The following is a 23,220-nucleotide window of genomic DNA, read 5'->3' on the forward strand; positions in this document are numbered from 1 at the left end:
TGTCACCTCCTTAAGCATTTCACTCTTCATTAATACGTTCTTCTTTAATCAAATCATACATACCTTTTGCATTTTCTTTTGTAGCATGGTCGCTTAATCCTGTTACTTTAACTGTGACTAATTTTTGTCCAAAACGAATAATAAGTTCATCGTTTTCTTTGATGTCTGTGCCTGCTTTTGCCACATTTCCATTGACAGTCACTCGACCTTGGTCACTAATTTCTTTAGCTAATGTACGTCGTTTAACTAATCGTGACACTTTTAGATATTTATCTAATCTCATGAATTTTTCTCTCCTTGTTGTAAAAATTGTTTGAGATCATCTTCGTCAAATTGCCTATTTTTTGTTTCATCATACAATTTCAAGAAGTGGTCTGCAAATACTTTCTCAAATTTAACACGAGGCACTTTACCTTCTTTTTCTTTAGCATGTGACCAAATGTCTTTTAAATCCTCTTGTGAAGTAACATGTGCATTACTAAAGATATGCGGATGTCTACGAATCATCTTGGCGTTGAGACTTTCTATAATTTCTTTGATATCAATATATCCTTCTTTTTTACCTATACTAGAATGTAATAATACTTGTAAAAGTATATCTCCTAATTCCTCTATCATATGCCAATCATCTTCATTATCAATGGCTTCAAATAATTCAAATGTTTCTTCTAAAAGATACCGTTTTAATGAGTCGTGAGTTTGTACTTTATCCCACGGACAGCCTTTTTCATTATCAACGAGTAAATCAATAGTTTGAACTGCGTAATCAAAATCTTGATAAAGTAATGTATCCTCATTAATTTGTGGAATAAATAAACTTGTAAGATTATTAAAATAATCGTCGTAGCGATCAATTTCATAAAGTGGACATTCAATTACGTGAGCTCCATCACTATGAGAACCAGTAATTATTTTCACATTAAAATCATCAGGGTATCTTTCCATTAAAGTAAGTTTTAAATCGGCAGCTATCATTACGCTATAAACTTGAGTAATAACTGTGTGTGTACGAACATTTAGGGCCGATTCTTTTAATGACGTACCATCAAGCAGTGTAAAACCATCATTGGGGTCTACATCAACCGCTTCAAAAATGTCATCAATAAAACTTTTTCCTCCAAGTACCTTCACAGAGATATCCTTATTAAAATGACTATACTCTAATAATTTTACAGTTGTAGTTTCAGCAACTCTAGGATGACCAGGAACTGCATAAACAATATCTTCAGATTGTGCCAATTCTATTAATGATGTAACAATCGCTTCATAAACATCTTCAAAACGGTCATGTGCTTCATAAATACTATCGAAACTCTCGAATTCAATTTCTTTTTTCAGCGTATTGATGACAGGATGATTTAAAGTTCTAGCATATACTTTAGTCTCTTTTTCTAAAAAACGATAGATACCTAAAGGTAACTCATCAATGCCATAATTACCTAAACCAACTATTGTAATTGTATGGGTCATGACCGTCTTCCTCTCTTCATTTGATATAATTTGTCTCCAAAGGGTAAGTGTTTTATTTCTTTGTATCCTAGTACATTAAATATAACAATATACAACATTATAATCACTATGCCTATCATTGAGCTAACTATAAGTTCTAGTAATCCTAACATCCTACCTTTCGAAGGTAAGATAAGCATGACAGTTTGAACAACTATACTCATAATTATCATACCTAAAATAAGTTTAACGATAAATAAAGATATACGATTAAAATGATAGTACTTTAAGACTGCAACTTGCAATATTATGACAAAAAGTAGTAGTGATAAGACTGTACTCACACTTGCACCCACGATACCCCAAAAAGGTATTAATATAACATTTAAAATAATCTTGGACAGTATTCCTATCATCACGCCCATAATAATGGGACGAATACTGGTTAGAACTTGTAAAAATGCGATGTTCATCATTATTAATGAAACACATATCACTGTAAACATATAAATACTCAAGGTTAACGTTAAATGATTACTTTTAAAGAATACAATATTCATGAGTGGAAGCAGATTAATTAATCCTATACTAGCTGCTGTGCTTATTACTACTGTGATTTTAATTGATGCATTTGCATAACGATTCATATGAATTTGATTATGTTCACGAATTGCTTGCGTAAGTAATGGGATAAGAACAAAACTAAAAGTCGTAGTTACAATCAAACCCATTTGTATAAATGAAGCACCTCGATCATAAATACCTTTTTGAGTAATTGCTTCTTTAAAAGCAATACCGCTATGTTGTAATAAACGTATTATTGTAAAACTATCCACAACTTGCCATAAAATAACGATAAGTTGACTCAATGCAAAGATGGATATGGAAATAAACAACTGTTTCCATTGAATGGAAGTAGTATTAAAGCGATAGTTTAACTTAAGTTTAAATGGTTTTTTAAGTAATAAATATAATATTGAACCTAAAAAACCAATCGAAGATGCCAATATAGCTAATGCTCCTGCTTGATAAATAGACCAATGTTTCATTGAAAACATAATAATTGCAACAATGATTAAACTAACTCTAACTACCTGTTCTATAACCTGTGAAATTGCTGGTATGGTCATTACTTGCTTTGATTGATAAAATCCTCTTAACACTCCTAAGACACCTATTAAAATAAAACTAAAACTGGCCATTTTTAACATGGGTGCTAAATTTGAATCGCCCATCCATCGGGTAATCATATTCGCAAACATATAAAGCAAAATAAAGACAATAAAACCTATGCATTGTAATCGAAACATAACCCTTGTATAGACTTCATCGGGTCGATTAACACCTATCACTTGAGTCACAGCACTTGGAATGGCATTCATAGATAAAATAACTCCTAGTGCTACGACAGGATATATTTGTTGATAGGCATATAAACCGTCATCACCTAAAACATTTTGATACGGAATGCGATAAATGGCACTTAGTGTCTTCACAATAATTAATGCTAAGGTAAGTATAACGACGCCGTTAAACGCCGTCTCACTCTTAGTCTTCATCTTTAATCGCCATACTTTCTTCAATACATCTAACTAAGAATTTCAAACTATCTAACCATTGTTTTGATTTTGTTAGCGTTACATTCATTGCATTATTTTGCACGCCAACTTTCATTGCTCTACCAAGAGGTTGCGTCTGTTTAAACAATTCTTCTCCATTAATATCTTCAGTCGCTTTAGGTGATAAAATGATTTGTATAGATTTTCCTTTGTCTTTTATCAATTCGACACCCGCATGTAGAGCGTGGACTTTGATTTCAACAATATCTAATAATCGTTCGACTTCAATTGGATAATCATTAAAACGATCTATTAATTCATCTTTGACATCGAAAAGTTGTTCTTCTGTTTCTACTTTTCGAAGTTTTTTGTATATCTCAATTTTAGCCTGTTCACTTTGTATATATTCAGCTGGTAAATAAGCATCTAAGTGCAATTCAACTTCAATATCTGGTGCATCCGGCGATTCTTCTTTAATGCCACGTTTTTCGTTTACAGCTTCTTCTAACATTTGAGAGTATAAATCGAAACCAACCGAATCAATAAAGCCATGTTGTTGCTTACCGAGTAAATTGCCTGCTCCACGAATATTTAAATCTCGCATAGCGATTTTAAAACCTGAACCTAGTTCGGTAAACTCCTTAATAGCTTGCAATCGCTCTTCAGCAGTCTCATTTAACACTTTGTTAGCTGGATGTAAGAAATAAGCATAACCGATTCTACTTGAACGTCCTACACGCCCTCTTAATTGGTATAGCTGGCTTAATCCAAAACGATCGGCCTCTTCTATGATTAAAGTATTAGCATTTGGTACGTCTACACCTGTTTCAATAATTGTTGTCGTTACTAAAATATCGTACTCATGATTAATAAAGCTTAACATCGTTTCCTCTAAATCGCGTTCAGTCATTTGGCCATGTGCTACAGCAATGTTAGCGTCAGGCATTAACATTTGAAGTTGTTCTCTTTTTTCATAAATGGACTGCACTTTGTTATACAAATAAAATACTTGTCCATCACGAGATAATTCACGCTCTAATGCCTCTTTAATAAAGTTCGTATTCTGCTCTAAGACATAAGTTTGTACAGGAAAACGATTTTCAGGTGGTGTTTCAATCACTGATAAGTCACGTACACCTAACATACTCATATGCAAAGTTCTTGGTATTGGTGTTGCAGTAAGCGTCAGTACATCAACGTTTTTTTTCAAAGTTTTAATGCGTTCTTTATGTCGTACTCCAAAACGTTGTTCTTCATCAACAATAAGCAATCCTAAATCTTTATATTGAATATCTTTACCTAATAATTTATGTGTACCTACGACAATGTCAACATATCCTGATTTGAGCCCTTCTTTAGTTTCCCTTATTTCTTTAGCTGTGCGGAATCGACTTACCAATTGAATTTCGACCGGAAAATCTTGCATACGTTCAAGTAGTGTTTCGTAGTGTTGCTGTGCAAGAATCGTTGTTGGTACTAAAAACGCAACTTGCTTACCATCCATGACAGCTTTAAACGCTGCACGAACAGCCACTTCAGTTTTACCATATCCCACATCACCACAAAGAAGGCGGTCCATAGGTCTTGCTCTTTCCATGTCACCTTTAATTTCATCGATTGACTTACTTTGATCGGGCGTTAATTCATATGGAAAATCATGCTCAAATGCTGATTGCTCTGCAGTATCTTGGCCGTATTGATAACCTACAGACATTTCACGTTCTTTATACAAATCAATTAATTCATCAGCTATATCTTCAACACTTTGTTGAACTTTCGCCTTTGTTTTTTTCCATTCTGTCCCGCCTAATTTATTTAATCTAGGCGACTTATCTTCAGAAGCCACATACTTTTGAACTTGATCCATTTGATCAACTGGAACAAATAATTGATCGGTTCCTTTATATTGCAATTTAATATAGTCGCGATGTGTATCTCCAACTTCTAGTGTTTCAACACCTAAGTATCGTCCGACACCATGATGCACATGCACAATATAATCGCCCACATTTAAGTCTTGATATGATTTTATTTTTTCAGCATTAGAAATCGTTTTTGTACGTTTACGTTGTTTCTTTTGTCTCGTTTTAAATAATTCTCTTTCTGTGATGACTACCAACTGCATATAAGGTAATTCAAAGCCTTCAGAAAGACTACCTTCCGTCACTACAACTTGACCACCATCAATATCTTCATGAATATTTGATACTGTTGGAATATGCATTTCGTTAAGCATTGATTGAATACGTTCAACTTTTGTTTCAGTTTCAACAAGAACTACGACAGTGTAATCTTGATGCACGTATCTTTGAAATTCCGAGCGCATAATGTCATATTGACCATAAAATTGTTGAACTGGTTTACAAGAGAACTTAATAATATGTTGTAATGGCACTTGCATCGAAGATGTAAATAATGTGAAGTATGCAACGGCATGTTTCTCTAGTAATGCGTCAAAACTTTCATACTTCATAAATCCTTGTCCGATAAATCCATTTCCACTCTCAATTAAGTTACTCATAAAATCTTCAACTTCTGTAGTGAGTGTTTCTTCTGTTTCCTTAATACGATTAAACTCATCAACTACAACAATCGCGTTTTTTTGGAAATAATCAATAAGGGTTGATGGTTTTTCATACATAAATGCAACAAGACGTCGTAACAATTGATGATCGAAAAAGGTAGATTCAAATAACTTGAAACTTTCATATGTCTCTTTTAAATCATTCCGTACGGACTTCTCAATTTTAGGGCGTGTATATTCATATGCTTTTTTAAGTTCATTTTGTAAGTGTTGTATCACTTCATCAGTAATAATGTAATCACTAGCTGTTGTGATTTCAACTTGATTTATATTATCGTTAGAACGTTGTGTTTCTACATCAAAGTCTCTGATGGAATCTACTTCAGTATCAAATAGCTCTATTCTCACAGGTGTTCCTATCAATGGATATATATCTATAATTCCACCACGCAATGAAAACTCACCAATATGTGACACTACACTTTCTCGACGATAACCCATATTAACTAATTTATTTAAGAACGTATCAACATCAATATCCTGGCCTACTTTAATCGTCATTTGATGATCTTTCCATAAATCAACCGGTGTTAACCATTTTTTAAATCCGTTTAAAGGCACAATAAATAACCCTTTTTCGCCTTGGGCTAACGCAGTCAACGTTCTAACACGCTCACTCATCAATTGTGGACTTTGAGTAGAAAACTCTTCAGTCATTATATCTTGAACAGGATATTTATAAACTTCTGAGTCATCTACATATTGTAAAATGTCAGTTTCGATTTTATCTGCTTGGTATAAATTATTAGTTACGAGTAGCATTTGTTTATGATCTTTTAAATATTTTTCAGCAATAATTGTTGCCTTCGCTGACGGGGATAATCCCGTAACTAAAATATTCTCTTGGCCGAAGACTTCATCTAATTCTTGAAAACGTTTATCTTCGCTAATGTAATTTGCAATCATTGATTTCACTTGACTTCACCATTAAATTCATTCATAACATGATCAAAACGAGAACTTTCAATAAAAAATTCTACAGCTTTTGCAGAATGTTCAATTACCTTTTCCATAATGATCATTTCTTCTTTTGAAAATTTTTGTAAAACATAGTCCGGAACAGACATCCCATTTGTTGGACGGCCAACACCAATTCGAATACGTTTAAATTGATCTGTACCAAGCATTTTAATTATCGATTTCATACCATTATGACCGCCTGCACTCCCCTTTTGGCGCAGACGCACTTGTCCTTGTTCTAAATCTAAATCGTCATATAAAACGATTAAATCTTCAACATCGACATTATAATAATCCATTAAAGGAGCTACAGCTTGACCAGATAAGTTCATCATAGTCATTGGCTCAATAAATAATACCTTTTCGCCGTTTAAACGTTCAATAGTGTATGCACCTTTAAATTTTTGTTTGTCTAAAGTAAATTGGTGGCGTTCTAGAATATCATCGACAACTTCGAAACCAATATTATGTCTTGTTAATTCAAAACGTTTACCAATGTTGCCAAGACCGACAATGCATTTCATTATTGTTACCTCCACTATTAATATTATGTATCTTCACATATTTTCAAATGCTATTGCTGTGTTTATTTTAAAATAAAGGACGTAAAAATGATTGACCACTGATATATGATATATGTCAACCACCTCTAAAACCGTCTTAAATAATTAATCATTCCCTATAATAACACAAAAAGCACTATGCTTATTAACATAAGCACAGTGCTCGCCTTTAAATCTGTAATCTCAACTAATGAGAATACCTACTTAAGAGACACGAAGATTAGTCTTCTTTATTTTCTTCTTCATCGTCTTCTTTGTCTTCACCAACAACTTCAGGTTCTTCAGTTGCTGATTCGCCTTCCATAGCTTCAACTTCTTCTTCAGAAGGTTCATCTGTTGGAGGAACTACTGTTACGATAGAATCTTCTGGATCATTTTCTATTGTGAAATCACCAGAGATTTTAACATCAGAAACTGCTAAGCTGTCATTAACTTGTAATTCACTGATATCTACTTCGATAGTTTCAGGAATATTTTCAGGTGTAGCTGTAACTTCTAAGTTGAATAATGGTTGTTCAACTACGCCGCCTTCTTTAGCACCTACAGCTTCACCAACTAATTGAACTTGTACTTCAACAGTACGTTCTTCACTCATGTTGATTGCTAAAAAGTCGATATGAGTGATTTGGTTTTTTAATGGGTCAAATTGATAATCTGAAACCATTACTTTAATTGTTTTAGAACCTACGCCTAAATCGATAACACCATTACGTCCTACTTCACGGATTACTTTGATAAATTCAACTTCATCAACTTTAACTGAAGTATTTTTTGTACCGTAACCATACACAACTGCAGGTACTTTACCTGAGTTTCTTAATTGTTTTAGGTCAGAACGTGTTTGTTTACCTTGACGAATGATTGACTTTAATGAAGCCATTCGTATTTCCACCTTTCGAATTTCGCGGTTTAGACATTAGATGCGTCTAACCTGCTCCTCACTTACCCATCAACATTACTGTTGCTTGTAAGTGTTTATTTGTTCGCAATTCTACGAACGTTAGTATTATACATGTTGATATAGGATACGTCAAATTCAATTGTAAATTTTAGTCAAATAATACACTTACTGATTCTCTTTCGTATACACGAATAATTGCTTTAGCAATTAAACCAGCAACAGAAAGTTCTTTTGTATTATTAGGTTTTCTATTCTCTTCTAATTGAATTGAGTTTGTTACTATAAGTTGTTTGATTGCAGAGTTTTCAATCCTTTCTTTTGCTGGCCCAGAAAGCACTGGATGTGTACAACAAGCATAGACTTCTTTAGCACCTTTATCTTTTAAGGCTTGAGCAGCTAAAGTAATTGTTCCTGCAGTATCAATAATGTCATCTATAATAATTGCAGTACGTCCTTCAATATCACCCACAATATTCATAACTTCTGCCACGTTAGGTTTCGGACGTCTTTTGTCGATAATCGCAATTGGAGTTTTTAAAATGTCGGCTAATTTACGTGCTCGCGTTACCCCACCATGATCAGGGGACACAACTACACATTCTTCTGGATTAATATCAGGATCATTCTCAAAGTGTTGTGCAAGGATAGGAACACCCATTAAATGATCAATAGGAATATCGAAAAATCCTTGGATTTGAGGTGCATGTAAGTCTAATGCGATCATACGATTGGCACCTGCTGTTTCGATTAAATTAGCTACTAATTTAGCAGTAATAGGTTCACGACTACGGGCTTTTCTATCTTGTCGAGCGTAACCATAGTATGGTACTACGATGTTAATATTTGCTGCTGACGCGCGTTTACACGCATCAATCATAATAAGTAACTCCATTAAATGAAGATTGACTGGGTATGAAGTTGGTTGAACAATAAAAACATCACAACCACGAATGCTTTCTTCAATATTTATTTGAATTTCTCCATCACTAAAACGTTTTACAGAACATTTACCTAATTCAATCCCTACATGATCTGCTACTTCTTGTGCCAAAGGTTCATTTCCTTTGAGCGAAAAGATCTTCATTGATGAATTCTTATATTCATTATTTAACATTTATAGTCCTCCAATTATTTACTTAGACATTTATATTATATAGAAAATAGCGCTTTTTTACTATGATAGATGTACAATCAAAATAATTACAATTTTATAAATTCATTTAAAACTGCATATACGATAGCAATTCAAGGGCAAGAACTATTTTTTTAAGTAGCCTTCTTTATTTACTTGTCTTGCACGCGCTAATGCTAAACTATCTTCAGGAATATTATCTGTAATTGTGGATCCAGCTGCAATAAGAGTATGATTGCCTACTGTTACAGGTGCTATAAGGTTCGTATTACATCCTATAAAGGCATCTTTACCTACTATTGTTTTAAATTTGTTAGCACCATCATAGTTTACAGTGATAGAACCACATCCGATATTTGTACGCTCGCCTATTTCAGCATCTCCAATGTAACTCAAGTGTGATACTTTAGCACCATCTTTAATATCTGCTTTCTTCACTTCAACAAAGTTTCCTACTTTAACTTCAGAACCTAAATTAGATCCTGGACGTAGTTGAGCGAAAGGTCCAACTGTTGTGTTCTCTCCAACAATAGAGTCATTGATAACCGATTGTTTTATGTTAGCATTCGAATGAATTGTACTGTTATTAATTTCAGAGTATTGGCCTATCCACACATCTTCTTCAATCGTTGTATGACCTCCGATTCGCACGCCTGGTTCAATAGTTGTATCTATTCCAATTTTCACATCTGTTCCAATAAATGTTGAACTTGGATCAATGATGGTCACACCATTTTCCATATGATAGCGATTAATACGTTGTTGCAAAGCCTTTTCAGCTTCACTTAACATCAAACGATCATTAACACCAATGATTTCATCAAAATCTTCGGTACAATAAACTTCCGCTTTACCTCCGTCTTTTAAAATTAAAGACAAAACATCAGGTAAATAATATTCTCCTTGAGCATTATCATTTTTAACTTGTTCTAACTTCTCAAATAGAACTCGATTATTAAAGGCAAAAATACCTGAACTAATTTCTTTAATCGCACGTTCTGATTCATTTGCGTCTTTCTCTTCAACAATACGCTCTAATATTCCATTATGATTTCTTATAATTCGTCCATAACCATAAGGATTGATAGTAGAAGCAGATAATACAGTAACCTGTGATTGTGTACTTTCATGATGTTCAATAAGTGATTGTAGAGTTTGGTATGTAATAAGAGGTGTATCTCCACATACTACTAAAGTAGTTCCTTCTTTATCTGCTAAATGTTCATGTGCCATTTTCACAGCATGAGCTGTTCCAAGTTGTTTATCCTGAAAACTATATAATGATTGATTACCCAATGTATCTTTCACACTCTCGGCGCCATGACCAATAATAGTTACAATTTGATCAACGCCAGCTTGTTTTACGTTGTTAAGCACATGTTCAACCATTGGTTTGCCAGCAACCTCATGGAGCACTTTATATTTCTTTGATTTCATTCTTGTGCCTTTACCTGCTGCCAGAATAATCGCATGTCTTTGCATGAATGCTAACCCTCCATTAAAATTTACACTTCATAGTTATTATAGTTGAATAACAAAGAGAGTTTCAACTTATAAAAGGTTTTGTTAATCATTCATTAAAGGTTTGATAATTTTAGAAATTCAAATAGGTTGTTATGCTTTAAAAAGGCAAATGAGGTCATTAAACCCAATAGTTACAATACATATTCAACCTCTTTATTAATCATTAGTATTTTATTTCAGTGTCCAAACCATTATATTATCAATCATAATTTATGATAATAAAGTTATAATCATACAGACATATTAATTACGTCTATCATAAGTAAATTTTTATAGGTGGATTGTTGTCAGAGAAACATATCAGCATTTTACTTCTATCATTTTTATTTATCGTTAAATGTTTATATCGTTTTCGTTTATGGAAATACAAAACACATTAAAAATAAAGGGGAGGGACTACAACTTCAATAAGAAGTTGTAGTCCCTCCCCAACAATATGGTATAAAGTTCAAGTAATCCGTTACACAATCATTACTAGTTTTGCCAATGACTAACAATACATTAAAATACCTGAGACAATATATCATCAATGTCTCAGGCTTATTTTATAAATGAATACATTTTTTAATTAAGCTTCGTCTGATTCTTCGTTATCTGAAGTAGCATTTTTGTCTGGAATAACTTCATCAGTTTCATCATATACTTTCATCACTGCATCTTGGATTTCTTGTCTCATATCAGAATTGATAGGATGCGCGATGTCACGGAATTCACCATCTGGTGTACGTTTACTTGGCATTGCGACAAAAAGACCTGAGTTTCCTTCAATTACACGTAAATCATGAATTACAAAAGCTTCATCTAGCGTAATAGAAACGAGTGCTTTCATTCTGCCGTCTGTTTGTATTTTTCTAAGTCTTACATCTGTCACTTTCATGTAGTGAGCCCCCCTAGTATATCTTTATATTATTAGAAGCTTGACAACTTTTAAGAAAATTATAATTCCTTCACTTTACCTATCAATTCAATTTCTACCTTTACGTCTTTAGGCAACCGTGACACTTCAACACAACTACGAGCTGGTTGGTGTTCGACGAAATAGTTTCCATAGATTTGATTAATTTGTTGAAAATCATTCATATCAGAAATATAGATTGTCGCTTTAACAACAGAATTCAAATCAGAACCTGCTTCTTTTAATACCACAGTTAAATTTTCTAAAACTTGCTTAGTTTGTTCTTGAACATCATCGCTAACAATTGTTCCATCAAGTGTGAGTGGAATTTGACCTGATGTAAAAACAAAACCGTTTATAACAGTTGCATGCGAATATGGACCTAATGCTTCGGGTACCTTATCTGAGTTGATTATTTTCATGATGAAATTGACACTCCTTTTTTAAGAAAATTTAGACAAACTGTTGCCTGGTTCCACTTTAAATTCTTGGTTGTACTCGTCGACATCTGACAATCTGACTAAGGAAGTATAATCTTCAATTAATCTTTGTTTTACTTCTTTTGATTCTACAAGTACTGATACCCCTTTTACATGAGCTTTAAACTCATTCATTAAATTCATTACCCCATTGATTGAGCCACCAGCCCTCATAAAATCGTCTACTACGAGGACATTAGAATTCTCAGCTAAAGTTCGTTTCGATAACACCATTGTTTCTATTTTTCTAGATGATCCTGAAACATAATTGATTGAAACCGTAGAACCTTCTGTAACTTTATTGTCCTTTCTTATAACCACTACAGGTAAATTTAATACGTTTGCGACTGCATTCGCAAGTGATATCCCTTTAGTCGCTATGGTAACAACAGCATCAAGTTCTTCGTTCATATATATACTAGCAATTAACTTGCCTACTTTATTTAATAAAGAAGGATTACCAACTAAATCGGATAAGAATAAATATCCTCCAGGTAGCAAACGGTCTTTCTCTTGTAATTGCGCTATCACCTCATTAACAACCTCTGTGGCCTCTGATTTACTCATCATAGGTTTATAGGTTACTCCACCACTTGCACCTGCCGTAGTAATAATAGTTCCTAATTTTTCATTTTGAAACGTAGTTTTGATGATTTGAACGTCTTCACTAATTGACGATTTTGCTTGTTTAAATTTCTTTACAAAATAAGTGAGGGGTATCAACTTATTTGGGTGGTTCATGAGGTATTGTGTCATAAATACAATACGTTCGCTTCTTTTATATCTCATCTTTTCAAACCCTTCTATCCTAATAATCTTACTAAGTAAACTTCATTACAACAACCATTCACTGCATTATAAATATTTTTAGCTTGTCTTTCTTTTTGAGCTAGCCCATAAACAGTAGGACCGCTTCCACTCATCAAAGCACCATCAGCACCACATTGTAGCATGTTATCTTTAATCTTTTTAATGTCAGGATGCATAGCCATAGAAACAGGCTCTAACCGGTTAGAAAGACTATTGCATAATAAATGATAATCATTATTCTCTAAAGCCTGTTTACACTTTTCGTTATGAACTATATGTTCTTCAGTTAAATCTAGTGCTTTAAATACATCAGGCGATGAAATTCCGATGTTAGGCTTAGCTAAAACAACCCATGCAGATGGTGGTCTTTTTAGGAAAGTTACTTGCTCTCCACGCCCCGTACACACAGCAGTTTGGTTATAAATACAAAAAGGTATATCTGTGCCTATTTGTATGCCTAATGCAGCTAAATCGTCTAAAGATTGACCTAAACCAAACAATCGATTCAACCCTCTCATTGTAGCGGCTGCATCCGCAGAACCTCCTGCAAGACCAGCTGAAACTGGTATATCTTTATCAATTGTAATTGTCACACCTTCATTAATATTAAATCTCTCAAACATTAAATCAGCTGCTTTATACGCAAGGTTTTTATTATCGTTAGGAACGTAATTATGCTCAATATCGACAACAATCTTCTTATCAGTTCGCTTTTCAAAAGATAATCGATCATTTAAATCAACTGTAGTCATCACCATTTCAATTTCATGATAACCATCATCTCTTTTAAAAAGGGTGTCGAGCGTAAAATTTATCTTAGCTGGCGCAGTTTCATATATCATTTTTCCGCCCTCGCTTTGAATTGTTATTAAAATGATTTTAACATAAAGCCTTTAAATATTTGATAGATTATGTGCAATTTCTCGTAAAATCTTAATGAAGAGTAATTTTTTAACACTCAACATACGCATTTTCAATTTTTAAAAATATATTTAACAACTAAAGCGAATCACTTTTGGATATTACAAAAATGCGACTTATTTAAATGATTATTCGTTTAATTTAAATAATTTGTGTATTAATAATAAACGTAAGTTGCATAATCTCATGAAAATGGGAATGAATAAAGACTACAATAACAAAGAGCCTGAACATATCTTCAATGTCCAGACTCACCTTAAATAATAAAAATATTAAATTTAGAGTTATCGACGACGCTCATAAATTATGTTTTTGTTAGTGTGCAACTGCTTCTTGATGATTATCTTCTTCAAATGAAACTTGTACATTTTCTGTAAGCACATCAGTGTATGTATAAGATACGCGTTCAAAGTTGTGTTTATCTTGATCTAATTCGACAATAAAAACAGATGGATATGTTTCTTTTAAAACCCCTGATCGTTCAATTGTCTTTTTACGTCCACCATTGGCTTTAAGTACAATACGATTTCCTAAATGACAATCAATAGAATTTTTGATGTCCAAAATTGATTTTGGCATATTGCCCCACCTCACTACACATTACATTTTACCATATTTGAGCCGTTTTCGTCAAATAAAATTTAAATTTTATCAATGTGCAGGGTCTTTGTCAACATTTTAATTTGTTAATTCGGAGAATTTTTTCTTTTGTTCATATAATGTGGCGAAATCTTGAATCGTGAGTGTTTCTCCACGTCTTTTAGGATCAATACCAGCGCTTTCCAGCCACTGTCGTATAGTTTCTTTATTCTTCTTACCATCTTTAAAGAAGTTTTGGTAGTTATTATTAATTGTTTTACGTCGTTGTGCAAAAGCGGCCTTTGCTAACTTAAAAAAGGCTTCCTCATCATCAACCTGTACAAGTGGTTCTTGGCGTTGCATCAATTTTACAACGATAGAATCAACGTTTGGAGGAGGCATAAATACAGTTTTAGGAACTGTTAAAACTTTACTTGTCTCCGTATAGTATTGAGCAACAATCGATAACGAGCCGTATGCTTTGGTACCTACGTGAGCGTTCAAACGTTCTCCTACCTCTTTTTGCATCATTACGACAAAACCATCAATAGGTACATCCTGTTGCATCAAATTAAGTAAAATAGGCGTGGTAATATAATACGGTAAATTAGCAACAACCATAATCTTGTCACAATCTTGTAGATGTGTAGCTACAGCTTTAGCAATATCAGCTTTAAGTATATCTTCATTGATAATCGTTACATTATCGTATGGCGAAAGTGTATCTTTAAGCACAGGTATTAACCTTTGATCAATTTCAAAAGCCATCACCTTCTTAGCATTCTTTGCAAGTTGTTCAGTCAATGATCCCATACCTGGTCCAACTTCAATTACACCCGTTGCACAATCAATATGACTCGCTTCGATAATTTTATTAATGATATTTACATCTATTAAAAAATTTTGTCCTAAACTTTTCTTAAAATTAAACCCATATTGATCAAGCAAAGCACGTGTTCGAGATGGTGTTGCTATATCTTTATATTCCATTTAATTCTCCTCTTCTTCAAATAGCGCTTTTCTGACATCGTCTTCAGTATAGCCAAAAGCATTAAGTTTCTTTAATAATTGCTTTCCATTAGAGTGACCGATGTGTAATTTTCGACCTAAGATATTTCTACGGTGTCTTGCATCTTTACCGATTATTAGTCCCAAATCAATGAGTACACTTTTATCAATAGTTTCTTTAGCTTCTTCAAGCGGTGAACTTACATGTATTAATGCTTCTTGAATATCTTTAATATTTGCATGTTCTATTCCTATTTTACCTCTTTTACTCTTGGCCTTTTCTCTATCTACATATGCATGCTTAACACCAGAAACATGTTCCCGTATAGTATTCCTAATTTTATCACCTGGGAAATCTGGATCTGTCAGTACAATCACACCTCTAGTTTGCTGTGCGTGTTGTATCACTTCTAAAGTATATGTATCAATTGCACTACCGTTTGTTTCAATAGTATCACAGTCTACAGCACTTTTTACTCGCTCAGTATCATCTTTACCTTCAACAACAATAAATTCGTTTATTTTCATAAATTAACCTTTCATAATATTGATAACTTAATCATTAATTTTATAGAATCTTTCGGCAATATTAAAATATTAACTATCAAATCATAATTTCTTACACTAACCTCAGTTTAAATTTAAAAAATGAGAAAGATATCTTAAACTTATAAAAAAGTGATGTTCCTCATCTTTTTAAAGTTAGACACCTTTCCCACTAAAAATTCATTGAGTTAATTCAAATTGAATAAACGTTCAGCATTTTCGGTTGTTTGGCGACAGACCTCCTCATAAGTCATACCACGCAAATCTGCAATTTGTTGTGCTACTAAAGTAACGCGTTCTGGTTCATTGCGTTTACCTCTATAAGGGTGCGGGGATAGATACGGCGCATCTGTCTCGCATAACAAACGATCCATTGGTACGTGTTTAGCAACTTCTTTTGGTTGCTTTGCATTTTTGAAAGTGACGGGTCCCCCAAGCGAAACATAGAAGTTCAATTTATTAATCACGACATCAGCAATTTCAGGTGAAGCACTAAAACTGTGCATAATTCCACCCACTTCTTCTGCATGTTCTTCAATCAAAATATCTATGCAATCTTGAGTCGCTTCACGATTATGAATAATAATAGGTAATTGAACACGTTTAGCTAATGCAATTTGCTTTTTAAATACCTCTTTTTGTACATCAGAAGGTGATTTATCCCAATGATAATCTAACCCCATCTCACCAATACCAATAATTTTTGGATGTTTAGAAAGACTTTCTATCCATTCCAATCTTTCATCAGTACAATCTATTGCATCAACAGGATGCCAACCGATAATACCATAGATAAAGTCATACTTATCTATTAGCTCCATAGTACGTTCAATAGTAGGTGTATCAAAACCTACTACAAACATTCTATCTACGCCTGCTTCTCTTGCACGAGATATCACTTCATTTAAATCCTCATCGTATTGTTCATCATTTAAATGTACATGCGTATCGATTAACATCATTATCTCTCCTATCCTTAGATTATACTATTTAATTACTGCACCATTTGGAATTGCACTAGGCAAGCTTATCAAGGTAAGTACGCCATCTTTTTCAGCTGACAAAATCATACCTTCGGATTTTTGTCCCATTAATTTAGCTGGTTTTAAATTAGTAACAACTGCAACTTTTTTACCAATAATGTCTTCCGGACGATAAAACTTAGCTATACCAGATACTATTTGACGTTGTTCATTATCTAAATCAACTTTTATTTTTAATAGTTTCTCCGATTTTTTTACAGTTTCCGCATCAATAATAGTTGCTGCTTTGATTTCAACTTTATCAAAATCTTTGATATCAATTTGCTCTTTACCGGGTTCATCAGACTGTTTTGTTGACTTAGATGGTTGCATTGATTCTTTGATATAAGCAATTTCTGCTTCAGTGTCTAATCTTGGGAAAATTGGTGTTGGCTTTTCAGTTACAGTAATTGCCTCTGACAACATACCATATTGTTGCAGACTATCTAATTGATGTAAATCCGGATTGTTAATATTGAGTTGCTTAAATATCTCCCTAGGTGCATGCGTCAAGAATGGTTGTAATAAGATTGTAGCGAAACGAATGTTCTCAACAAGATGTGCCATTACGTTACCAAGCATCTCACGTTGATTTTCATCTTTTGCAAGAACCCAAGGTTGTGTTTCATCAATATATTTGTTTGTACGACTAATAAATTTCCACACTGTTGATAAAGCAACAGAAAATTGTAAACTTTCCATATTATCATTGAATGATTTAACAGTTTCAAGCGCCATCGCTTCCATCTTTTCATCCAATTCATGTTTTGGACCTTGGTATGCAGGTAATTCGCCGTGGAAATATTTGTTTATCATAGAGATAGTACGATTCACTAGATTACCTAAATCATTCGCAAGATCGTAATTTGTTCTTTCAACAAAGGCTTCCGGTGTAAATACGCCATCAGAACCAAACGGTAATTCACGCATTAAGTAATAACGTGTCGCATCAAGACCATAACGATCAATTAATACATTAGGATCTACGACATTACCTTTAGATTTACTCATTTTACCATCTTTCATTAAAATCCAACCGTGTGCAAAAACTTTTTTAGGAAGTGGTAAATCCAACGCCATTAACAATATTGGCCATATAATAGAGTGGAAACGTACAATTTCTTTAGCCATCAAGTGTATATCTGCTGGCCAATATTTATTAAATAATGTTTCATCATCAGATAGATAACCTAATGAAGAAATATAATTAACAAGTGCATCAATCCACACGTATACAACATGTTTAGGATTAGATGGTACACGTACACCCCAATCGAATGATGTACGCGAAACTGCTAAATCTTCTAAACCTGGTTTGATAAAGTTATTAATCATCTCATTTTTTCTAGATGGTGGTTGTATAAAGTCTGGATTTTCATCGTAAAATTCTAATAAGCGGTCTGTATATTTATTAATATTGAAGAAATAGCTTTCTTCTTTTACAAGTTCGACTTCGTGACCAGAATCAGGACTTTTACCACCTATAATTTTGCCGTTTTCATAAACAGGATCAACAAGTTGTGACTCTGTATAATATGTTTCATCAGGAACAGAATACCAACCTTCGTATTCACCTAAATAAATGTCACCTTGTTTTAATAATCGCTCAAACACTTTCTCAACGACTTGCTTATGACGCTCTTCTGTAGTTCGAATAAAATCATCATTAGAAATCTCAAGTTTACTCCATAAGTTTTTAATACCTGAAATCATTTCATCTAAGTATTCTAGTTCTGTTTTGCCAGCTTTTTGAGCTTTTTCTTGGATTTTTTGACCGTGCTCATCAGTGCCAGTTAAATAACGAACATCATAGCCTTGCATTCTTTTATAGCGAGCTATCACGTCGCCTGCGACTGTAGAGTATGCATGACCGATGTGTAGGTTCCCGCTCGGATAGTATATTGGGGTTGTTATATAAAATGTATCTTTAGCCATCACTGGTCCTCCTCATTAATTACATAATAAATGATATCTAAATTTATTTTTCTTTTCAATGAAGTCGCGTACCGTTATGTATCAGTTTTAAAAATTCGCATCAATTGAAAATTAATTGTCATCATCTTTACTACAATACCATAAAATCAACACGCTATGGGGTTTTTACAATAATTAAGTCATTATAAAGTAAAGTGTTTAACACATTTTTTTAATCAATATTATGATAAATATTATATACGTCACCCGTCTTCATATGTCGATCTGTTGCGACAAGTTTAATTGCTTTTTTAGTTTTAACCTGTTTGGTTTCAATATAATAATCAACATGTTCTTTAACCGTATAATTTTCAAACCATGATTCCCCACTCTTAGGTAATGCACCTTCAATCAGTATCACAAACTCACCTTTAAGAGGTAATCTGTCTTGATTAATCAATTCCAACATATCGTCAACTGTAAGTGTAAGAACTTGTTCAAATTTCTTCGTTAGCTCTCTACCAACAGTAATCCGTCTTTGCGAATCTATTTTAGCTATTGCTTTCAAAGTATCAGTAACTCTATAAGGCGATTCATAAAGTATCAAAGTACTATTTTGAAACATTCTATCATCAAGCACTTCAATTTTTTCTTTTTCTTTTCTTGGCAAAAAACCTAAAAATATGTATGTGAAAGATGGTAATCCACTTGACATAAGTGCAGTCAACCCAGCATTAGGACCTGGTACTGTTTCTATATTTATATTATTTTTACGTGCTTCGACAACTAATTCATATCCTGGATCACTAATTAACGGCAACCCAGCATCTGATACTAACGCTATATTTAAGCCAGTTTGTAACTGCTTGATTAAATAGTCAGTTTGTTGTTCTTTATTATGTTCATGATACGACTTTAGAGGCGTTTGTATTTCATAATGATTACACAATTTTCGTGTTACTCGTGTATCTTCACATGCAATCACATCAACTTTTCTTAATGTTTCTATAGCTCGAAATGTAATATCACCAAGATTTCCAATTGGTGTTCCTACTAAATATAAAGTTGTCATATTATCCCTCCTGTATCATTTTTAACTTTTGTTGTCTAGTATATGTTTTAATTTCATATTCACGTTTCAATGCTTCCGATTTCGTTGTATATGTTTCTTGATAAACTAACTCTACCGGTCGTCTTATTTTTGTATATTTAGCACCCTTACCGTTATTATGCTTTATTATTCGTGCATTTACATCTTTAGCATAGCCAGTATATAAACTTCCGTCATTACATTTAACAATATAAACAAAATGTTTATCCATAATAAATACCTTTCATCTCATCGCTATATGATCCATCCTCATTATATATATATAATGGATTACGTATATCTAAACCTTGGTTACCACCTTTTCTTCCTTCCACAACAATTGTTTGTGCAGGCTTATCATGTTTACTATACACCAACGTCAATGCTTTAGGCTCAATTTTACCGTGTCTTAATTCGGTTAAGACATCCATTAGCCTTTCCGCTCGATGGACCATAATAAAACGACCACCCTCTTTAAGTAAATGTCTTGCAGCTTCAATACAATCTTTAAGATTACACATTATTTCGTGACGTGCTATTTTATGTGCTTCTTTTTGATGTTGATGATTTTGATTCATTTTAAAATAAGGAGGATTACAAGTCACTAGTGTATATTGAGCAGGTTGAAATGTTTGATATACATCTTTTAAATCCATACGGTGCATAGTTAGTCTATCGTTCAAATCATTCAATTTAAAACTGCGACGTGCCATACTCACTAATTGCTCTTGTATTTCTATCCCTTCAATAGGTTGAGTTGATTTAGCAGCTAATAATAATGGAATAACACCATTGCCGGAACATAAATCCATAACTTTATCATTTTTGCGTACTTCGGTTAAATACCCTAACAATAGGGCATCAGTAGAAAAAGAGAATACTTCATCATTTTGTATAATCTCATATCCTTCTTTTATTAAATGGTCAACGCGTTCATTATCTTCTAACATATCTTTACTCCTAAAAAAAGGATGTTATTACAGTATGACTTAAATTACACACTTATAATACATCCTTATATTTAAACATTTATTTATCGAAAGAATTAATCACTCAACACATTAAGGCATAATAAGCAATCTTCACCATGACGATGTTTCCCGAATAATTCACCCTTACAAATATGAAAACCTTCACGATATAACATCGCTAAATTATCTTTACTTGGAGATGGTGTTTTTACATGCTTATAATTATCTTTATCTAAGTGAGTTTCAACCGATTCTTCAGTTTTGTTCATTAATCGTTTTAAATTTTCATTTTCAACTTGTAAAGCAACATTCTCCTCAACAAGTTCGACGGTTAAATCTTTAAGTTCTGACATGTCGGTTGTAAGTTGTTCAACGTGATGTTCTAATTTCATAAGTCTTTCGAATAATTCATTTCGATTCAAAGGTTATTCAACCTCCTTAATTCAATACTTCTATCTCTTCCATTTTATATTCTAAAGGTTGTTCTAGACCCTCTATTTTAACTTGCATAGAAATATCTAAAATATTTAATCCTATCACTTTCCCGTGACCATCTGGTGTTTGAATCATATCTCCGACGTCAGGCAATTGAGTTCGAGCCTCTTCATAGTAGTCATTTTCATATTTAAGACAACACATTAATCTACCACAAGCTCCTGAAATCTTAGTTGGATTTAATGATAGGTTCTGATCTTTCGCCATCTTAATGGATACAGGTTCGAAATCTCCTAAAAATGTAGAACAACACAAAGAACGCCCACAAGGACCGATACCACCCAATAATTTCGCTTCATCTCTTACCCCAATTTGACGTAATTCTATTCTAGTCTTTAGATTTTGAGCTAAAACTTTAACAAGTTTGCGAAAATCAATGCGATCATCTGCGGTAAAATTAAAAATCACTTTAGATTTGTCTAATGTATATTCACAATTAACTAATCGCATATCTAATTGCTGATCTTTAACTACTTTTTTACATAATTCTAACGCATCATTGGCATCACGTTCATTACGATAATATGTTTCTTGATCATCTTCATTCATTTTACGAATGATATTTTTTAGCGGTAATGTGACATCTTCTACATCAACTTCACGTAATGGAAACTTTACGTGACCAATTTCTATACCTCTTTTAGATTGGACAACAACCCAGTCACCAACCTCTACATCTAATTGATTCGGCGCGTAGTATTCTAATTTCCCTGCTTTTTGAAACTGAACACCTACAACATTGGGCATTTTAAATCACACCTTTTATTACTATTTGTTCAAAAACAAGTGTTGGATTAACATTTTGATTTAACTTTTTATGCGCTTCAGTAATTTGATCATACATGAGGATTAATTGATTAAAAGTTAATTGGTTTGCATAATTTTCAATTTCTACAGTTAAATCACTAAATGTATAATAATTATCCATTTCTACCTTTGCATGCATTATATCTTCGAAAAAGCCATTGACGGCTGATAAAGTAAGTAATTGTAATCTACGATTCTTAGCTTGTTTTAATAACTCAATGACACCTATAAGAGCCATAGCTTTATTAGATAATATTAATTGACACCATCTGATGATTGATTTTCTTAAAGTAACTAAATCAAATTCCTCATTTAACGACGATGCTGCTTCTATTTGAGTTGTATAGGTACTTAGCATTTCTGCTACCGGTCTTGCTATTGACATCTCTACTAAACGCTCTATAAACTGTCGCTTATCAATAGGCTTAAAATATACGTGCTGGCATCTTGAATGTATAGTGTCTAATATTTGTTCTGGTTTCGTTGATAAAAGAATCGCAATTGTATTATCAGGGGGCTCTTCTAAAAATTTTAGTATACTATTTTCCCCTTGAACAGTTAATTTTTCAAAATCCTCAATAATATATACTTTATATTGACCCTCAATAGGTAGTTGGTTCATATGGTGAACAAGTTGTTCGATTTGTTCTTTTTTAATTGTATTTTCATCAGAAGACACATATGAAAAGTCAGGATGATTAAAAGTATCAACTTTCAGTTCGCATTGATTACTATTATTACAAAGAATTAATTTAGTAAAATGGATTGCGACACGTTTCATCGTTTGTGCATCATCACCCTCAAACAAATATGCATGTGACAATTTGTTAGAATGATATGCGTTAGCTAACTGTTGTTGTTCATCCATAAGCGACTTACTCCCTTTATGATATTCATTATGTAAAAAGACTACTTAAATGATAGTTCTAGACTGTTGAGCAACGTCTTCAAACAATTCCGACTTAGCAACTGCATTCCTTGAATTAAACGCATATAATTACTAACTTTCAC

General features: G+C 33.2%; 23 protein-coding genes. All 23 read right to left on the reverse strand.

Translation table 11 applies throughout. The annotated features are described in order from the left end of the window. Positions 1-19: 19 nt before the first annotated feature. A complete protein-coding gene (locus NST35_RS11215) occupies positions 20-283 on the reverse strand; it encodes an RNA-binding S4 domain-containing protein (protein ID WP_002447891.1) in 264 nt (87 codons plus the stop codon). Continuing rightward, entirely contained in the window at positions 280-1,470 is a 1,191-nt protein-coding gene (locus tag NST35_RS11220) for a MazG nucleotide pyrophosphohydrolase domain-containing protein (RefSeq protein WP_002458679.1), read from the reverse strand. Before NST35_RS11220 ends, NST35_RS11215 begins: the two co-directional genes overlap by 4 nt. After that, complete coding sequence (locus NST35_RS11225; RefSeq protein ID WP_020363487.1) at positions 1,467-3,008, reverse strand: polysaccharide biosynthesis protein; 1,542 nt, start codon at positions 3,006-3,008, stop codon at positions 1,467-1,469. The genes NST35_RS11220 and NST35_RS11225 overlap by 4 nt, the downstream gene beginning before the upstream one ends. Next, positions 2,998-6,498, reverse strand: a complete 3,501-nt coding sequence (mfd, locus tag NST35_RS11230; protein ID WP_002458677.1) for a transcription-repair coupling factor — start codon at positions 6,496-6,498, stop codon at positions 2,998-3,000. The genes NST35_RS11225 and mfd overlap by 11 nt, the downstream gene beginning before the upstream one ends. A gap of 5 nt (positions 6,499-6,503) precedes the next feature. After that, complete coding sequence (gene pth, locus NST35_RS11235) at positions 6,504-7,076, reverse strand: aminoacyl-tRNA hydrolase (RefSeq protein WP_002458676.1); 573 nt, start codon at positions 7,074-7,076, stop codon at positions 6,504-6,506. Between the two features lie 259 nt (positions 7,077-7,335). Continuing rightward, positions 7,336-7,995, reverse strand: coding sequence for a 50S ribosomal protein L25/general stress protein Ctc (locus NST35_RS11240; RefSeq protein WP_002458675.1), 660 nt, complete (start codon positions 7,993-7,995; stop codon positions 7,336-7,338). A gap of 169 nt (positions 7,996-8,164) precedes the next feature. After that, the gene (locus tag NST35_RS11245; RefSeq protein ID WP_001832233.1) at positions 8,165-9,130 is read right to left on the reverse strand and encodes a ribose-phosphate diphosphokinase; all 966 of its coding nucleotides are present in this window, start codon (positions 9,128-9,130) and stop codon (positions 8,165-8,167) included. A 144-nt stretch (positions 9,131-9,274) separates the two neighbouring features. Continuing rightward, the gene (gene glmU, locus NST35_RS11250; RefSeq protein ID WP_002458674.1) at positions 9,275-10,630 is read right to left on the reverse strand and encodes a bifunctional UDP-N-acetylglucosamine diphosphorylase/glucosamine-1-phosphate N-acetyltransferase GlmU; all 1,356 of its coding nucleotides are present in this window, start codon (positions 10,628-10,630) and stop codon (positions 9,275-9,277) included. Between the two features lie 610 nt (positions 10,631-11,240). Further along, positions 11,241-11,549: a septation regulator SpoVG gene (spoVG, locus tag NST35_RS11255; protein ID WP_001832195.1), complete on the reverse strand. Its 309-nt coding sequence runs from the start codon at positions 11,547-11,549 to the stop codon at positions 11,241-11,243. A gap of 59 nt (positions 11,550-11,608) precedes the next feature. Continuing rightward, positions 11,609-11,989 carry a RidA family protein gene (locus NST35_RS11260; RefSeq protein WP_001832217.1) on the reverse strand — a complete coding sequence of 127 codons (381 nt, stop codon included), beginning with the start codon at positions 11,987-11,989 and terminating at the stop codon, positions 11,609-11,611. Positions 11,990-12,010: 21 nt separating this feature from the next. Beyond that, on the reverse strand, positions 12,011-12,835 hold the full coding sequence (purR, locus tag NST35_RS11265) for a pur operon repressor (RefSeq protein WP_002458673.1): 825 nt from the start codon (positions 12,833-12,835) through the stop codon (positions 12,011-12,013). A gap of 14 nt (positions 12,836-12,849) precedes the next feature. Beyond that, positions 12,850-13,698 (reverse strand): 4-(cytidine 5'-diphospho)-2-C-methyl-D-erythritol kinase, encoded by an 849-nt coding sequence (gene ispE / locus NST35_RS11270; protein WP_002458672.1) that lies wholly within the window; start codon positions 13,696-13,698, stop codon positions 12,850-12,852. Between the two features lie 394 nt (positions 13,699-14,092). Next, positions 14,093-14,356, reverse strand: a complete 264-nt coding sequence (gene veg / locus NST35_RS11275; protein ID WP_001832193.1) for a biofilm formation stimulator Veg — start codon at positions 14,354-14,356, stop codon at positions 14,093-14,095. A 99-nt stretch (positions 14,357-14,455) separates the two neighbouring features. Continuing rightward, positions 14,456-15,346 carry a 16S rRNA (adenine(1518)-N(6)/adenine(1519)-N(6))-dimethyltransferase RsmA gene (rsmA, locus tag NST35_RS11280; protein WP_002447881.1) on the reverse strand — a complete coding sequence of 297 codons (891 nt, stop codon included), beginning with the start codon at positions 15,344-15,346 and terminating at the stop codon, positions 14,456-14,458. Next, positions 15,347-15,892 carry a ribonuclease M5 gene (gene rnmV, locus NST35_RS11285; RefSeq protein ID WP_002458671.1) on the reverse strand — a complete coding sequence of 182 codons (546 nt, stop codon included), beginning with the start codon at positions 15,890-15,892 and terminating at the stop codon, positions 15,347-15,349. It abuts the gene before it with no gap. A gap of 206 nt (positions 15,893-16,098) precedes the next feature. Continuing rightward, positions 16,099-16,869 (reverse strand): TatD family hydrolase, encoded by a 771-nt coding sequence (locus tag NST35_RS11290; RefSeq protein WP_002458670.1) that lies wholly within the window; start codon positions 16,867-16,869, stop codon positions 16,099-16,101. Between the two features lie 27 nt (positions 16,870-16,896). Continuing rightward, entirely contained in the window at positions 16,897-18,867 is a 1,971-nt protein-coding gene (metG, locus tag NST35_RS11295) for a methionine--tRNA ligase (protein ID WP_002458669.1), read from the reverse strand. 211 nt (positions 18,868-19,078) lie between these two features. After that, positions 19,079-19,918, reverse strand: coding sequence for a 16S rRNA (cytidine(1402)-2'-O)-methyltransferase (rsmI, locus tag NST35_RS11300; protein ID WP_002458668.1), 840 nt, complete (start codon positions 19,916-19,918; stop codon positions 19,079-19,081). Between the two features lies 1 nt (position 19,919). Continuing rightward, positions 19,920-20,168: a GIY-YIG nuclease family protein gene (locus NST35_RS11305; protein WP_002447876.1), complete on the reverse strand. Its 249-nt coding sequence runs from the start codon at positions 20,166-20,168 to the stop codon at positions 19,920-19,922. Further along, the gene (locus tag NST35_RS11310) at positions 20,161-20,886 is read right to left on the reverse strand and encodes a tRNA1(Val) (adenine(37)-N6)-methyltransferase (protein ID WP_002458667.1); all 726 of its coding nucleotides are present in this window, start codon (positions 20,884-20,886) and stop codon (positions 20,161-20,163) included. Before NST35_RS11310 ends, NST35_RS11305 begins: the two co-directional genes overlap by 8 nt. A 95-nt stretch (positions 20,887-20,981) precedes the next feature. Then, on the reverse strand, positions 20,982-21,329 hold the full coding sequence (gene yabA / locus NST35_RS11315) for a DNA replication initiation control protein YabA (protein WP_001832238.1): 348 nt from the start codon (positions 21,327-21,329) through the stop codon (positions 20,982-20,984). A 16-nt stretch (positions 21,330-21,345) separates the two neighbouring features. Continuing rightward, the gene (locus NST35_RS11320) at positions 21,346-22,149 is read right to left on the reverse strand and encodes a PSP1 domain-containing protein (protein WP_001832240.1); all 804 of its coding nucleotides are present in this window, start codon (positions 22,147-22,149) and stop codon (positions 21,346-21,348) included. 1 nt (position 22,150) lies between these two features. After that, entirely contained in the window at positions 22,151-23,077 is a 927-nt protein-coding gene (locus NST35_RS11325; RefSeq protein WP_002458666.1) for a DNA polymerase III subunit, read from the reverse strand. Between the last annotated feature and the right edge of the window lie 143 nt (positions 23,078-23,220).

The organism is Staphylococcus sp. FSL W8-0304 (assembly GCF_038006565.1).
Lineage (GTDB): Bacteria > Bacillota > Bacilli > Staphylococcales > Staphylococcaceae > Staphylococcus > Staphylococcus epidermidis.

Bases quoted from the DNA above. Each gene is read 5' to 3' on its own strand.
- NST35_RS11215 (WP_002447891.1), bottom strand. From the start codon at position 283: ATGAGATTAGATAAATATCTAAAAGTGTCACGATTAGTTAAACGACGT.
- NST35_RS11220 (WP_002458679.1), bottom strand. From the start codon at position 1,470: ATGACCCATACAATTACAATAGTTGGTTTAGGTAATTATGGCATTGAT.
- NST35_RS11225 (WP_020363487.1), bottom strand. From the start codon at position 3,008: ATGAAGACTAAGAGTGAGACGGCGTTTAACGGCGTCGTTATACTTACC.
- mfd (WP_002458677.1), bottom strand. From the start codon at position 6,498: ATGATTGCAAATTACATTAGCGAAGATAAACGTTTTCAAGAATTAGAT.
- pth (WP_002458676.1), bottom strand. From the start codon at position 7,076: ATGAAATGCATTGTCGGTCTTGGCAACATTGGTAAACGTTTTGAATTA.
- NST35_RS11240 (WP_002458675.1), bottom strand. From the start codon at position 7,995: ATGGCTTCATTAAAGTCAATCATTCGTCAAGGTAAACAAACACGTTCT.
- NST35_RS11245 (WP_001832233.1), bottom strand. From the start codon at position 9,130: ATGTTAAATAATGAATATAAGAATTCATCAATGAAGATCTTTTCGCTC.
- glmU (WP_002458674.1), bottom strand. From the start codon at position 10,630: ATGCAAAGACATGCGATTATTCTGGCAGCAGGTAAAGGCACAAGAATG.
- spoVG (WP_001832195.1), bottom strand. From the start codon at position 11,549: ATGAAAGTGACAGATGTAAGACTTAGAAAAATACAAACAGACGGCAGA.
- NST35_RS11260 (WP_001832217.1), bottom strand. From the start codon at position 11,989: ATGAAAATAATCAACTCAGATAAGGTACCCGAAGCATTAGGTCCATAT.
- purR (WP_002458673.1), bottom strand. From the start codon at position 12,835: ATGAGATATAAAAGAAGCGAACGTATTGTATTTATGACACAATACCTC.
- ispE (WP_002458672.1), bottom strand. From the start codon at position 13,698: ATGATATATGAAACTGCGCCAGCTAAGATAAATTTTACGCTCGACACC.
- veg (WP_001832193.1), bottom strand. From the start codon at position 14,356: ATGCCAAAATCAATTTTGGACATCAAAAATTCTATTGATTGTCATTTA.
- rsmA (WP_002447881.1), bottom strand. From the start codon at position 15,346: ATGGAATATAAAGATATAGCAACACCATCTCGAACACGTGCTTTGCTT.
- rnmV (WP_002458671.1), bottom strand. From the start codon at position 15,892: ATGAAAATAAACGAATTTATTGTTGTTGAAGGTAAAGATGATACTGAG.
- NST35_RS11290 (WP_002458670.1), bottom strand. From the start codon at position 16,869: ATGTTAATCGATACGCATGTACATTTAAATGATGAACAATACGATGAG.
- metG (WP_002458669.1), bottom strand. From the start codon at position 18,867: ATGGCTAAAGATACATTTTATATAACAACCCCAATATACTATCCGAGC.
- rsmI (WP_002458668.1), bottom strand. From the start codon at position 19,918: ATGACAACTTTATATTTAGTAGGAACACCAATTGGAAATCTTGGTGAT.
- NST35_RS11305 (WP_002447876.1), bottom strand. From the start codon at position 20,168: ATGGATAAACATTTTGTTTATATTGTTAAATGTAATGACGGAAGTTTA.
- NST35_RS11310 (WP_002458667.1), bottom strand. From the start codon at position 20,886: ATGTTAGAAGATAATGAACGCGTTGACCATTTAATAAAAGAAGGATAT.
- NST35_RS11320 (WP_001832240.1), bottom strand. From the start codon at position 22,149: ATGCCCAATGTTGTAGGTGTTCAGTTTCAAAAAGCAGGGAAATTAGAA.
- NST35_RS11325 (WP_002458666.1), bottom strand. From the start codon at position 23,077: ATGGATGAACAACAACAGTTAGCTAACGCATATCATTCTAACAAATTG.